The organism is Pseudomonas sp. GW822-FHT07A10 (assembly GCF_058798795.1).
Genome location: NZ_JBXAKV010000016.1, coordinates 119,530 through 131,571, shown reverse-complemented (window position 1 = coordinate 131,571; position 12,042 = coordinate 119,530). Strand labels below are relative to the sequence as shown.

The 12,042-nt window shown below is 59.0% G+C and carries 13 protein-coding genes; all 13 read left to right on the top strand.

The window, feature by feature from the left end; all coding sequences use genetic code 11:
• Positions 1 to 2 precede the first annotated feature (2 nt).
• The 13 genes from fdx (at position 3) to AC1RL4_RS23835 (ending at position 12,005) form a co-directional block, all read left to right on the top strand.
• Complete coding sequence (gene fdx / locus AC1RL4_RS23895) at positions 3 to 344, top strand: ISC system 2Fe-2S type ferredoxin (protein WP_018927066.1); 342 nt, start codon at positions 3 to 5, stop codon at positions 342 to 344.
• Positions 345 to 358: 14 nt separating this feature from the next.
• Complete coding sequence (gene iscX / locus AC1RL4_RS23890) at positions 359 to 559, top strand: Fe-S cluster assembly protein IscX (protein WP_007941386.1); 201 nt, start codon at positions 359 to 361, stop codon at positions 557 to 559.
• A gap of 92 nt (positions 560 to 651) precedes the next feature.
• The gene (gene ndk, locus AC1RL4_RS23885; RefSeq protein ID WP_018927065.1) at positions 652 to 1,077 is read left to right on the top strand and encodes a nucleoside-diphosphate kinase; all 426 of its coding nucleotides are present in this window, start codon (positions 652 to 654) and stop codon (positions 1,075 to 1,077) included.
• A gap of 28 nt (positions 1,078 to 1,105) precedes the next feature.
• Complete coding sequence (gene rlmN, locus AC1RL4_RS23880; RefSeq protein ID WP_028939188.1) at positions 1,106 to 2,254, top strand: dual-specificity RNA methyltransferase RlmN; 1,149 nt, start codon at positions 1,106 to 1,108, stop codon at positions 2,252 to 2,254.
• Between the two features lie 12 nt (positions 2,255 to 2,266).
• Positions 2,267 to 3,025: a type IV pilus biogenesis/stability protein PilW gene (gene pilW / locus AC1RL4_RS23875; protein ID WP_018927064.1), complete on the top strand. Its 759-nt coding sequence runs from the start codon at positions 2,267 to 2,269 to the stop codon at positions 3,023 to 3,025.
• On the top strand, positions 3,025 to 4,017 hold the full coding sequence (locus tag AC1RL4_RS23870) for a RodZ domain-containing protein (protein ID WP_028939189.1): 993 nt from the start codon (positions 3,025 to 3,027) through the stop codon (positions 4,015 to 4,017). Before pilW ends, AC1RL4_RS23870 begins: the two co-directional genes overlap by 1 nt.
• A 3-nt stretch (positions 4,018 to 4,020) precedes the next feature.
• The gene (gene ispG, locus AC1RL4_RS23865) at positions 4,021 to 5,130 is read left to right on the top strand and encodes a flavodoxin-dependent (E)-4-hydroxy-3-methylbut-2-enyl-diphosphate synthase (protein ID WP_230174301.1); all 1,110 of its coding nucleotides are present in this window, start codon (positions 4,021 to 4,023) and stop codon (positions 5,128 to 5,130) included.
• Between the two features lie 37 nt (positions 5,131 to 5,167).
• Positions 5,168 to 6,457 (top strand): histidine--tRNA ligase, encoded by a 1,290-nt coding sequence (gene hisS / locus AC1RL4_RS23860; protein WP_018927062.1) that lies wholly within the window; start codon positions 5,168 to 5,170, stop codon positions 6,455 to 6,457.
• Between the two features lie 40 nt (positions 6,458 to 6,497).
• On the top strand, positions 6,498 to 7,139 hold the full coding sequence (locus AC1RL4_RS23855) for a tetratricopeptide repeat protein (protein WP_028939190.1): 642 nt from the start codon (positions 6,498 to 6,500) through the stop codon (positions 7,137 to 7,139).
• On the top strand, positions 7,132 to 8,283 hold the full coding sequence (gene bamB / locus AC1RL4_RS23850; protein WP_019581056.1) for an outer membrane protein assembly factor BamB: 1,152 nt from the start codon (positions 7,132 to 7,134) through the stop codon (positions 8,281 to 8,283). The genes AC1RL4_RS23855 and bamB overlap by 8 nt, the downstream gene beginning before the upstream one ends.
• A gap of 135 nt (positions 8,284 to 8,418) precedes the next feature.
• Positions 8,419 to 9,891, top strand: coding sequence for a ribosome biogenesis GTPase Der (der, locus tag AC1RL4_RS23845; protein ID WP_018927059.1), 1,473 nt, complete (start codon positions 8,419 to 8,421; stop codon positions 9,889 to 9,891).
• Between the two features lie 186 nt (positions 9,892 to 10,077).
• Positions 10,078 to 11,226, top strand: coding sequence for a pyridoxal phosphate-dependent aminotransferase (locus AC1RL4_RS23840; RefSeq protein ID WP_019581055.1), 1,149 nt, complete (start codon positions 10,078 to 10,080; stop codon positions 11,224 to 11,226).
• A complete protein-coding gene (locus AC1RL4_RS23835) occupies positions 11,214 to 12,005 on the top strand; it encodes an amidohydrolase (RefSeq protein ID WP_028939365.1) in 792 nt (263 codons plus the stop codon). The genes AC1RL4_RS23840 and AC1RL4_RS23835 overlap by 13 nt, the downstream gene beginning before the upstream one ends.
• Positions 12,006 to 12,042 lie beyond the last annotated feature (37 nt).

The window sequence follows — 12,042 nt, the reverse complement described above, 5'->3', positions numbered from 1 at the left end:
TGATGCCGCAGGTCATTTTTCTGCCACACGAGAAGTTCTGCCCGGAAGGCATGGTTGTGGAGGCTGAGCCCGGCATATCCATTCTCGAGCTGGCCCATGAACACCATATCGAGATGGAAAGCGCTTGCGGCGGCGTCTGCGCGTGCACCACTTGTCACTGCATCATTCGTGAGGGTTTCGACTCGCTGGAAGAGGCTGATGAGCTGGAGGAAGACTATCTTGATAAGGCTTGGGGGCTGGAAGCCCAGTCGCGTCTGGCCTGTCAGGCAAAAGTCGGGACTGAAGACCTGACCGTCGAAATTCCGAAGTACTCGCTCAACCATGCCGCCGAAGCGCCGCACTGATTCAAGGAACTTTCATGAGCCTGAAATGGGTTGATGTGCTGGAAATCGCGATCCAGCTGGCTGAGTCAAAGCCGGATGTGGACCCGCGTTACGTGAACTTCGTCGATCTGCACCAGTGGGTGCTGGCATTGCCGGAGTTCAGTGATGATCCGACACGCGGTGGCGAGAAGGTGCTTGAAGCCATTCAGGCCGCCTGGATCGAAGAAGCAGACTGAGTCTGCACCGTACGCAGTTAGGCAATACCAAAGAACCCGCGTATAATTCGCGGGTTTAATTTTTCGCAAATTACCGTTTCTGGAGTTACACCATGGCTGTTCAACGTACTTTCTCCATCATCAAGCCTGACGCTGTTGCTAAAAATGTCATCGGCGAGATCACCACTCGTTTCGAAAAAGCAGGCCTGCGCGTTGTAGCTTCGAAACTGAAGCAACTGTCCAAAGCCGAAGCTGAAGGCTTCTACGCTGAGCACAGCGCTCGTGGTTTCTTCAACGACCTGGTTGCTTTCATGATTTCCGGTCCGGTTGTCGTTCAGGTTCTGGAAGGCGAAAACGCTATCGCTCTGAACCGTGAGCTGATGGGCGCTACCAACCCTAAAGAAGCTGCTCCTGGCACCATCCGCGCTGACTTCGCTGATTCCATCGACGCCAACGCCGTACACGGTTCGGACTCCGAAGCCGCTGCTGCTCGCGAAATCTCGTACTTCTTCGCAGCTACTGAAGTAACCACTCGCTAAGCATTGGCTTAAGAGTGAAGGTGAATCCATGACTACATCGACTGTAAAAACCAACCTGCTGGGTCTGACTCAACAGGAAATGGAAAAATTCTTCGACTCAATCGGGGAGAAGCGTTTCCGTGCCGGTCAGGTAATGAAATGGATTCACCACTTTGGTGTCGATGATTTCGACGCCATGACGAACGTCAGCAAGGCCTTGCGCGAAAAGCTCAAGGCTGTTGCTGAAATTCGTGGTCCGGAAGTGGTCAGCGAGGACATCTCCAGCGACGGCACCCGTAAGTGGGTGGTGCGCGTGGCGTCCGGCAGCTGCGTCGAGACCGTTTACATTCCCCAGGGCAAACGCGGCACCTTGTGCGTTTCGTCCCAGGCAGGCTGTGCCCTGGACTGCAGTTTCTGCTCCACCGGCAAGCAAGGTTTCAATAGCAACCTCACCGCCGCCGAAGTCATCGGCCAGGTGTGGATTGCCAACAAATCCTTTGGCAGCGTCCCGGCAACCGTCGACCGTGCCATCACCAACGTGGTGATGATGGGCATGGGTGAGCCGCTGCTGAACTTCGACAACGTCGTGGCCGCCATGCATCTGATGATGGATGACCTGGGCTATGGCATCTCCAAGCGCCGCGTAACCCTGTCGACTTCGGGTGTGGTGCCAATGATCGATGAGCTGTCCAAGCACATCGATGTTTCCCTGGCGTTGTCCCTGCACGCACCGAATGACGCATTGCGTAACCAATTGGTGCCGATCAACAAGAAGTATCCGCTTAAGATGCTGCTGGAATCGTGTCAGCGCTACATGTCGTCCCTGGGCGAAAAGCGCGTACTGACCATCGAGTACACCTTGCTCAAGGACGTCAACGACAAGGTCGAACACGCGGTCGAAATGATCGAGTTGCTCAAGAATGTTCCGTGCAAGATCAACCTGATTCCGTTCAACCCGTTCCCGCACTCCGGTTACGAGCGTCCGAGCAACAATGCGATTCGCCGTTTCCAGGATCAGCTTCACCATGCAGGCTTCAACGTCACCGTGCGTACCACCCGCGGTGAAGACATCGATGCCGCGTGTGGCCAGTTGGTAGGGCAGGTGCTGGATCGCACCCGTCGCAGCGAACGCTATATCGCCGTGCGTGAGTTGAGCGCCGACAACGATATGCCGCAAAACGCTGCGAACAATAATTAAGAGAGGATCTCTATGTCCCTGCGCTTCGCGCTGCTTGTGCTGTTGGCCAGCCTGTGTGCTGGTTGTGTCCTGTCGGGCGATTTCAACCCGATGAAGACCAGCAAGGGCCGTGATGAAGCGCGTGCCGCCTACGTGCAGCTGGGCCTGGGGTACTTGCAGCAGGGCATGACCGAGCGCGCCAAGGTCCCGCTGAAGAAGGCGTTGGAACTGGATGACTCGGATGCTGACGCCAACGCGGCGTTGGGGCTGGTGTTCCAGGCCGAGATGGAGCCGGAACTGGCCGATCAGCATTTTCGCAAGGCACTGTCTTCCCGTCCCGCCGATGCGCGAATCCTGAACAACTACGGCAGTTTTCTGTTCGAAGAAAAACGTTACAAAGAGGCGTACGAGCGCTTTGAACAGGCCGCCGCCGATACTCTGTATCCTGAGCGTTCGCGGGTTTTCGAGAACCTCGGCATGACCGCTTCAAAGCTGGGCCAGCGTGACCTGGCTCGCCAGCAACTGGAAAAAGCCCTGCGTTTGAACCGCCAACAGCCACGTGCCTTGCTGGAAATGGCTGAGTTGTCATTCGAAGACAGGCATTATGTGCCCGCGCGTGACTATTACGATCGTTTTAGCCTGCTCACCGAGCAAAATGCACGTAGTCTATTGCTCGGCGTTCGACTGGCAAAAGTGTTTGAAGATCGCGACAAGGCCGCCAGTTATGGCCTGCAATTAAAACGACTCTATCCCGGTACGCCGGAATATCAGCAATACCTGTCGGAGCAATGATGAAAGCGGCGCATCCCGAAGTTGTAGCAGCGAATCGCGTTAACCCCGGTGAGACTTTGCGCCAGGCCCGCGAAAGCAATGGCTGGTCGCTGGCCGAAGTGGCCCTCAAGCTCAACCTCACCGTCAATTCCCTGAGTAATCTGGAAGCCGGCGCTTTTGACAAGCTGCCTGGCCACACCTTTGCTCGTGGCTATATTCGCGCGTACGCCAAATTGCTGGGCATGGACCAGGCTGTTCTGGTTCAGCAGTTCGACCAATCCACCGGCACCGACTCCCAGGGCAGCAACGTCCACAGCCTGGGGCGTATCGAAGAGCCGGTTCGGGTTTCCCACACTATTTTGCGAATTGTCAGTCTGCTGTTGCTGATCGCGGTGATTGGTGGTGGTTTTGTCTGGTGGCAGGATCAAACTTCATTGCGCACCAAGGACCTGGTCAGCCTGGCTCCGGAACACGTTGAAGTCGAAGGCGCCGATGGCACCACCCAGATCCATCCGCTGGACGAGCCGGAAGACCAGGCGGTTGCGCAAGGTGAGTCTGAAGGTGAAACGCCTCTGGCGTTGCCGCAGGCTGAGGAGCCTGTCAACGCTGAAGCAAGCGCGCCGGCGCCAACACCCGCTCCAGCAGCCCCGGTAGCAACACCTGCGGCTCCGGCCCACAATACTGCTCCGGTTGTCGCGACACCGGCAGCGGTTGCGACGGCTCCGATTGCGCCGGCCGTTGCAGCTGCTGCTCCAGCAGCTCCGGTTGCGGGCCAGGGCCAGGTTCAACTGCAATTCAGCGCCGATTGCTGGACTCAAGTGACCGACGGCACGGGTAAAGTGTTGTTGAGTGGTCTCAAGCGTAAAGGCGATAGTGTTTCCGTCAGCGGCAAGCCGCCCTTTGCCGTGCGTCTGGGCTTCGCCCGTGGCGCGCAGGTCAGCTACAACGGGCAGGTAGTTGATGTCGCTCCGTTCACCAGTGGCGAGACTGCTCGCCTGAAGTTAGGTCAATAAGTCATGCACGGCGAATCTCCAATCAAGCGTCGCGAATCCCGGAAAATCTGGGTCGGTAACGTGCCTGTTGGCGGCGATGCGCCCATCGCTGTGCAGAGCATGACCAACAGCGACACCAATGACGTGGCCGCCACCGTGGCCCAGATCAATCGTCTGGAAGCCGCTGGCGTCGATATCGTTCGGGTTTCGGTGCCGGACATGGACGCCGCCGAAGCCTTCGGCATGATCAAGCAACTGGTCAAGGTGCCGTTGGTGGCCGACATCCACTTCGACTACAGGATCGCTCTGCGCGTAGCCGAACTGGGGGTCGATTGCCTGCGCATCAACCCAGGCAACATCGGTCGTGAAGACCGCGTACGTGCGGTGGTCGATGCCGCCCGTGATCGCGGGATTCCAATCCGTATCGGCGTGAACGCCGGTTCCCTGGAAAAAGACCTGCAAAAGAAATATGGCGAGCCGACTCCGGCCGCGCTGGTCGAGTCTGCCCTGCGTCACGTCGAACACCTCGAACGCCTGAATTTCCAGGACTTCAAGGTCAGCGTAAAAGCTTCCGACGTGTTCATGGCCGTTGAAGCCTACCGCTTGCTGGCCAAGGAAATCGTCCAGCCATTGCACTTGGGCATCACCGAAGCCGGTGGTTTGCGTTCAGGCACAGTGAAATCCGCCGTGGGCCTCGGTATGCTGCTCGCCGAAGGGATTGGCGATACTATTCGCATCTCGTTGGCGGCCGACCCGGTCGAGGAAGTGAAAGTCGGCTACGACATTCTCAAATCCCTGCACCTGCGTTCCCGTGGCATCAACTTCATCGCCTGCCCGAGCTGCTCGCGGCAGAACTTCGATGTGGTCAAAACCATGAACGAGCTGGAAGGGCGTCTCGAAGACTTGCTGGTGCCGCTGGATGTCGCGGTAATCGGTTGCGTGGTCAACGGGCCGGGCGAAGCCAAGGAAGCCCATATCGGCTTGACCGGCGGCACGCCAAACCTGATTTACATCGACGGCAAGCCGTCGCAGAAACTGACGAATGACAATCTGGTGGATGAGCTTGAACGCTTGATCCGCCAGAAAGCGGCCGAAAAGGTCGAAGCCGACGCTGCTGTAATCGCTCGCGGCTGAGCCTGACTAAAGAGCCGAACGAATTTAAGGATTTAAAGTGAGCAAGTCTCTGCAAGCCATCCGTGGCATGAACGACATCCTGCCCGAACAGACTCCCCTGTGGCGTCATTTCGAGGGCACCGTTTCGCGTTTGCTGGATAACTACGGTTACAAGCAGATCCGCATGCCGATCGTCGAGTTCACCGAGCTGTTCAAGCGCTCCATCGGTGAAGTGACCGACATCGTCGAAAAAGAGATGTACACCTTCGAAGACCGCAACGGCGATTCCCTGACCCTGCGTCCTGAAGGCACCGCGGCCTGCGTGCGTGCGGTGCTCGAACACGGCATTACCGGCGGCGGCCAGGTGCAGAAGCTCTGGTACATCGGCCCGATGTTCCGCCACGAACGTCCGCAGAAAGGCCGTTATCGCCAGTTCCACCAGATTGGTTGTGAAGTCTTCAACCTCGACGGTCCGGACATCGACGCCGAGCTGATCGTGCTGACCTGGCGCCTGTGGGGCGAGCTGGGTATCCGCGATGCGGTCAAGCTCGAACTCAACAGCTTGGGCACTGCCGAATCCCGTGGTCGTTATCGCGAAGCACTGGTCGAGTACCTGACCGCTCGCCTGGATCAACTGGACGAAGACAGCCAGCGCCGTCTGAAGACCAACCCGCTGCGGGTCCTGGATACCAAGAACGCCGACACTCAAGCGGTGCTGGCCGACGCGCCGAAAATGGCCGACTACCTCGACGAAGAATCCCGCGTGCACTTCGAGGGCCTCAAGGCTCGCCTGGACGCCGCCGGCATTCCTTATGTGATCAACCCGAAGCTGGTTCGCGGGCTGGATTACTACAGCAAGACCGTATTCGAATGGGTCACCGACCAATTGGGCGCCCAAGGCACGGTATGTGCCGGTGGTCGTTACGACGGTCTGGTGGAGCAGATGGGCGGCAAGCCGACCCCAGGCGTCGGTTTCGCCATGGGCATCGAGCGTCTGGTGCTGCTGCTTGAAACCCTGGAGCAGATCCCCGAAGAGATCTCCCGTCAGGTTGACGTCTACCTCTGCGCCTTCGGTGAAGCCGCCGAGCTGGCCGGCCTGACCCTGAGCGAGCGTGTTCGTGATCAACTGCCCAACCTGCGCCTGCAAATCAATGCCGGGGGCGGCAGCTTCAAAAGCCAGTTCAAGAAGGCCGACAAGAGCGGTGCGCTGTACGCATTGATCCTCGGTGACGACGAAATGGCCCAGCAAGTGGTAGGTTTCAAACCCCTGCGTGGCCAGGGCGAACAACAAAGCATTGCCTGGGATGCGCTTGCTGCACACCTGGCCACCTGCGTCGTGCAGGGTTGAAGCTGTCAAACAGCCGATTTAGCGATTAAGGAGTATTGGGGTGTCGAGTACCGAAGACGAACATGTGGCGGAGTTGAAGGAGTGGTGGACACGCAACGGCAAGCCCCTGGTTACTGGCGGTCTGTTGGCGTTGGTCATCGTGTTCGGCTGGCAGGCCTTTCAGAAGTATCAGAGCAATCAGTCGCAAGGCGCCTCGATTCTCTACCAGCAATTGCTGGAAACCACGCTGACGCCTGACGGCAAGCCTGATGCTGCACGTGTTTCGGATCTGGCCGGCAAGCTCAACAGCGAGTTCGGCGGCACTGCCTACGCGCAATACGGCAGCCTGTTCGTGGCGAAAGTCGCGGTCGACAGCGGCAAGCTGGACGACGCTGCCAGCGAACTGAAAGCCATTGTCGACAAACCGGCCAACCCGGCACTCGGTGAAATCGCCCGTCAGCGCCTGGCGCAGGTGCTGGCTGCGCAGAGCAAGGTCGATGAAGCCCTGAAACTGCTCGAAGGCGATGCCGATAAGGCCTTCCTGGCCACTCGCGAAGAACTCAAGGGTGACCTGCTGGTACAACTGGGTCGTACCGACGAAGCGAACGCTGCGTATCAAAAAGCCAAGGCGGCACTGTCGGATGAAGCGGCGGTCGGTGGCCTACAAATCAAGCTGGACGACCTGGCCAAAGGGGATGCGTGACGTGATCCGTTGGAAACATGCAGCATTGCTGGCTCTGGCCATTCTGGCCGCGGGTTGCAGCAGCAACAGCAAAAAAGAGTTGCCACCGGCCGAGCTGACCGACTTCAAAGAAGAAGTGGTTCTGCACAAGCAGTGGAGTCGTTCGATCGGTAACGGTCAGGGCGAAACCTACAACATGCTGGTTCCGGCGATCGATGGCGATACCATCTATGCCGCCGACGTCACCGGTGTGGTGATGGCGATGGATCGCAGCAATGGCGACGTCAAGTGGAAGAAAGATCTCGAACTGCCTGTCTCCGGTGCCGTTGGCGTGGGTTACGGTCTGGTCATGATCGGCACGCTCAAGGGCGAAATCGTTGCCCTGGATGCCAGCAGCGGTGAAGAGAAATGGCGCGCTCGCGTGACCAGCGAAGTTCTCGCACCACCGGCCACCAACGGTGACGTTGTTGTGGTTCAGACCCAGGATGACCGTCTGATCGGTCTGGATGCCTCCACCGGCAACCAGCGCTGGTTGTACGACAGCACGCCAGCGGTCCTGACCCTGCGCGGCACCAGCGCACCGATCGTCACCAACCGCCTCGCGGTGGCTGGCCTGTCGACCGGTAAAGTGGTTGCTCTTGATGTGTCCAACGGCGTGCCGGTTTGGGAACAGCGTGTAGCGATTCCACAAGGTCGTTCGGAGCTTGAGCGTGTGGTCGATATCGACGGTGGCTTGCTGCTGTCCGGCGGTACACTGTATGTCGCCAGCTACCAGGGGCGCGTCGCGGCACTGGACCTGGAAAGCGGTCGTCAGCTCTGGCAGCGTGATGCTTCCAGTTATGCCGGCGTCGCCCAGGGTTTTGGCAGCGTCTACGTGAGCCTGTCTTCGGGCACTGTTGAAGGCGTCGACGAGCGTTCCACCACTGCATTGTGGAGCAACGATTCGTTGGCCCGCCGTCAACTGTCGGCTCCGGAAGTGTTCTCCAGCTACGTTGCAGTCGGTGACCTGGAAGGTTACCTGCACCTGCTGAGTCAGGTGGACGGTCGTTTCGTCGGCCGCGAGCGCATCGACAGCGACGGCCTGCGTGCCCGTCCGCTGGTGGTGGGTGACACGATTTATGTGTATGGCAACAGCGGCAAACTGGAAGCCCTGACCATCAAGTAAAGACTATGCTTGGGGTTTAACCCCCAAGCGGCCTTGTTCTGCAAGGCTCGCAGCGCTTTCAAGCGCTGCCCCGAGCACCAGCCGCTGCCTCGCAGCGGCTTTTGTATTTTCTGAAATAACGAAGTGGAGAGCCGCATGGTTCCCGTAATCGCCCTGGTGGGCCGACCGAACGTCGGCAAGTCCACCTTGTTCAACCGCCTGACCAGGACTCGCGACGCCATTGTCGGCGACTTGTCCGGTCTGACCCGTGATCGCCAATACGGTGAGGCCAAGTGGCAAGGGCGTTCCTACATTCTGGTCGACACTGGTGGTATCTCCGGTGACGAGCACGGTATGGACGAAAAAATGGCCGAGCAGTCGCTGCTGGCCATTGAAGAAGCGGATGTCGTTCTGTTCCTGGTAGATGCCAAGGCCGGTTTTACCGCCGCCGACCAGATGATCGCCGAGCACTTGCGCAAGCGTAATAAGCGTTCCTATGTGGTCGCCAACAAGGTCGACAACATCGACCCTGAAATGGCCCGCGCCGAATTCGCCCCGTTGGGCATGGGCCACGCGATCCCGATCGCCGGTGCCCATGGTCGTGGCATCACCCAGATGCTGGAAATCGCCCTGAGCGACTTCCCGAAAGACGAAGAAGAACCGCAAGAAGGCGAAGAGGAAGAGATCGTTGCCGAAGGTGAGGAAGCCAAGCGCATTCCTGGCCCAAGCGAAAAAGACGGTATCAAGATCGCCATCATTGGCCGTCCGAACGTCGGCAAGTCGACTCTGGTCAATCGCATGCTCGGTGAAGACCGGGTGATCGTGTATGACCAGCCCGGTACTACCCGCGACAGTATCTACATCCCGTTCGAGCGTAACGACGAGAAGTACACGCTGATCGACACCGCCGGTGTGCGCAAGCGCGGCAAGATCCACGAAGAAGTCGAAAAGTTCTCCGTGGTCAAAACCCTGCAGGCGATCAAAGACGCCAACGTGGTGATCTTCGTGATGGACGCCCGCGAAGGCGTGGTGGACCACGACCTCAACCTGCTGGGCTTTGCCCTTGAAGCCGGTCGTGCGCTGGTGATCGCGATCAACAAGTGGGACGGCATGACGCCGAGCGAGCGCGATTTCGTGAAGGTCGAGCTGCAACGTCGACTGTTCTTTGTCGACTTCGCCGACATCCACTTCATCTCGGCCCTGCACGGCACTGGCGTAGGTAATCTCTACGCGTCGGTACAGAACTCGTTCAAGTCCGCGGTCACCCGCTGGCCGACCAACCGCCTGACCCAGATTCTGGAAGATGCGGTCGGCGAGCACGCGCCACCGATGGTCAACAACCGCCGGATCAAGCTGCGTTATGCCCACTTGGGTGGTGCGAACCCGCCGATCATCGTGATCCACGGTAACCAGATCGAGAAGGTGCCGAAGTCTTACGTCCGTTACCTGGAAAACACTTACCGTCGTGTGCTCAAGCTGGTCGGTACGCCGATCCGCATCGAGTTCAAGGGCGGCGAGAACCCGTACGAAGGCAACAAGAACTCGCTCACCGACCGTCAGGTCAACAAGAAGCGTCGTTTGATGTCGCACCACAAAAAGGCCGACAAGAAGCGCCGCGACAAGCGCTGATTCAAGGCCTCACTCTTTTTGTGAGGGCTTGTTGTGGCGAGGGAGCTTGCTCCCTCGCCACAAGTTATGCGGTGTACATTAGAAGAAGGGTGCCGGTTGGCGCCCTTTTTTTGTGGGCGTCGTTTGGGCTATCCTCGGGCTCTCCCGTGCCGCCGTTAGAGCCGGGTGTAGCCCAGGGAATCACCGATGATCACCAGTAAGCTGCCGAATGTCGGCATCACTATCTTCACGCAGATGTCTCAGCTCGCGGCGCAAACCGGGGCGATCAATCTGTCCCAGGGTTTTCCCGATTTCGACGGTCCGCAGGCCCTGCGCGATGCGGTCGGTCGGCATATCGCCAGTGGCCACAATCAATATTCGCCGATGACCGGCTTGCCGGCGTTGCGTCAGCAGATCGCGGCGAAGATCGCTCGCAGCTACGGCGCGCATGTTGATGCCGACAGCGAAGTGACGGTCACCCCCGGCGCGACCCAGGCGATCTTCTGCGCGATTCAGGCGGTGATCCACAGCGGCGATGAAGTGATCGTGTTCGATCCGTGCTACGACAGCTACGAGCCCTCGGTCGAGCTGGCCGGTGGTCGCTGTGTGCATGTGCAACTCGGCCTGAAGGACTTCGCCATCGACTTCCAGAAGCTCGCCGAAGCCCTGAGCCCGCGCACGCGGATGATCATCCTCAATACCCCGCACAACCCAAGCGGTGCGCTGATCAGCCGTGCCGAGCTGGATCAGTTGGCGGCATTGATCCGCGACCGCGACATCTATGTGATCAGCGACGAAGTCTACGAACACCTGGTGTTCGACGGTGTGTCTCACGCCAGTGTATTGGCCCATGAAGAGTTGTATCAGCGCGCTTTCGTGGTCAGTTCGTTCGGCAAGACGTACCACGTCACCGGTTGGAAAACCGGTTATGTCGTGGCGCCGCCGGCCCTTAGCGCGGAGCTGCGCAAGGTGCACCAGTACGTCAGTTTCTGCGGCGTGACGCCGTTGCAGTACGCGTTGGCCGATTACATGGCCGAGCACCCGGAACACGTCGAAGAGCTGCCGGGCTTCTATCAGGCCAAGCGTGATCTGTTCTGCGATCTGCTGACGCCGTCGCGCTTCAGTTTTACCCGCGTGGCCGGTACTTATTTCCAGTTGGTCGATTACTCGCAGATTCGCCCGGACCTCAATGACGTCGAGATGGCGCTGTGGATGACCCGCGAGCATGGCGTCGCGAGCATTCCGATCTCGGTGTTCTACCAGACTCCACCTGAAGGCCAGCGCCTGGTGCGTCTGTGCTTTGCCAAGCGTGAGGAGACCCTGCGTGAAGCAGCGGCAAAACTATGCGTGATCTGAGTACTCTGCCCAATCTGAATCTTGCGCTGATCCAGACCACCCTGGCCTGGCACGATCGTCAGGCCAATCTGGAGCATTTCGAGCCGCTGCTGGAACAGGCTCGTGGCGCGGACCTGATCATCCTGCCGGAGATGTTCACCACCGGTTTCTCCATGGAGTCGGAAGCCCTCGCCGAGCCGGAAAATGGCCCCACCAGTAAATGGATGCGGGCTCAGGCAGCGAAGCTGGGCGCGGTGGTGACCGGCAGCATCATCGTCCAGGCGGCTGACGGCAGCCATCGCAATCGTCTGTTGTGGGCACGGCCGGACGGGGAGTTGTGGCACTACGACAAGCGTCACTTGTTCCGCATGGCGGGGGAGAACAACCACTACACCCCGGGCGAGCGTCAGGTGCAGTTCGAATTGAAGGGGTGGCGAGTGCGGCCGCTGATTTGCTACGACCTGCGCTTCCCGGTCTGGAGTCGTGATCCGCAAGACACTGACTTGCTGCTGTACACCGCCAACTGGCCGGGCGCACGGCGTCAGCACTGGAACCGATTGCTGCCGGCACGGGCGATCGAAAACCTCTGCTATGTGGCGGCGGTGAACCGTATCGGTACCGATGGCAAAGGCTTTGCGTATACCGGTGACAGTCAGGTCCTGGATTTTCAGGGCGAGACGCTGCTCGGTGCAGGTGATGCCGATGGTGTGTTCAAGGTCGTACTGGACGCGGCGGAACTGGCGGCGTATCGCACACGGTTCCCGGCGAATCTGGATGCGGATACCTTCGAGTTCACCTGATCGATCGTTGATCAACAAAAAAGGCCCCGAGGTTCTC

Bases quoted from the DNA above. Each gene is read 5' to 3' on its own strand.
- fdx (WP_018927066.1), top strand. From the start codon at position 3: ATGCCGCAGGTCATTTTTCTGCCACACGAGAAGTTCTGCCCGGAAGGC.
- iscX (WP_007941386.1), top strand. From the start codon at position 359: ATGAGCCTGAAATGGGTTGATGTGCTGGAAATCGCGATCCAGCTGGCT.
- ndk (WP_018927065.1), top strand. From the start codon at position 652: ATGGCTGTTCAACGTACTTTCTCCATCATCAAGCCTGACGCTGTTGCT.
- rlmN (WP_028939188.1), top strand. From the start codon at position 1,106: ATGACTACATCGACTGTAAAAACCAACCTGCTGGGTCTGACTCAACAG.
- pilW (WP_018927064.1), top strand. From the start codon at position 2,267: ATGTCCCTGCGCTTCGCGCTGCTTGTGCTGTTGGCCAGCCTGTGTGCT.
- AC1RL4_RS23870 (WP_028939189.1), top strand. From the start codon at position 3,025: ATGAAAGCGGCGCATCCCGAAGTTGTAGCAGCGAATCGCGTTAACCCC.
- ispG (WP_230174301.1), top strand. From the start codon at position 4,021: ATGCACGGCGAATCTCCAATCAAGCGTCGCGAATCCCGGAAAATCTGG.
- bamB (WP_019581056.1), top strand. From the start codon at position 7,132: ATGCGTGACGTGATCCGTTGGAAACATGCAGCATTGCTGGCTCTGGCC.
- der (WP_018927059.1), top strand. From the start codon at position 8,419: ATGGTTCCCGTAATCGCCCTGGTGGGCCGACCGAACGTCGGCAAGTCC.
- AC1RL4_RS23840 (WP_019581055.1), top strand. From the start codon at position 10,078: ATGATCACCAGTAAGCTGCCGAATGTCGGCATCACTATCTTCACGCAG.
- AC1RL4_RS23835 (WP_028939365.1), top strand. From the start codon at position 11,214: ATGCGTGATCTGAGTACTCTGCCCAATCTGAATCTTGCGCTGATCCAG.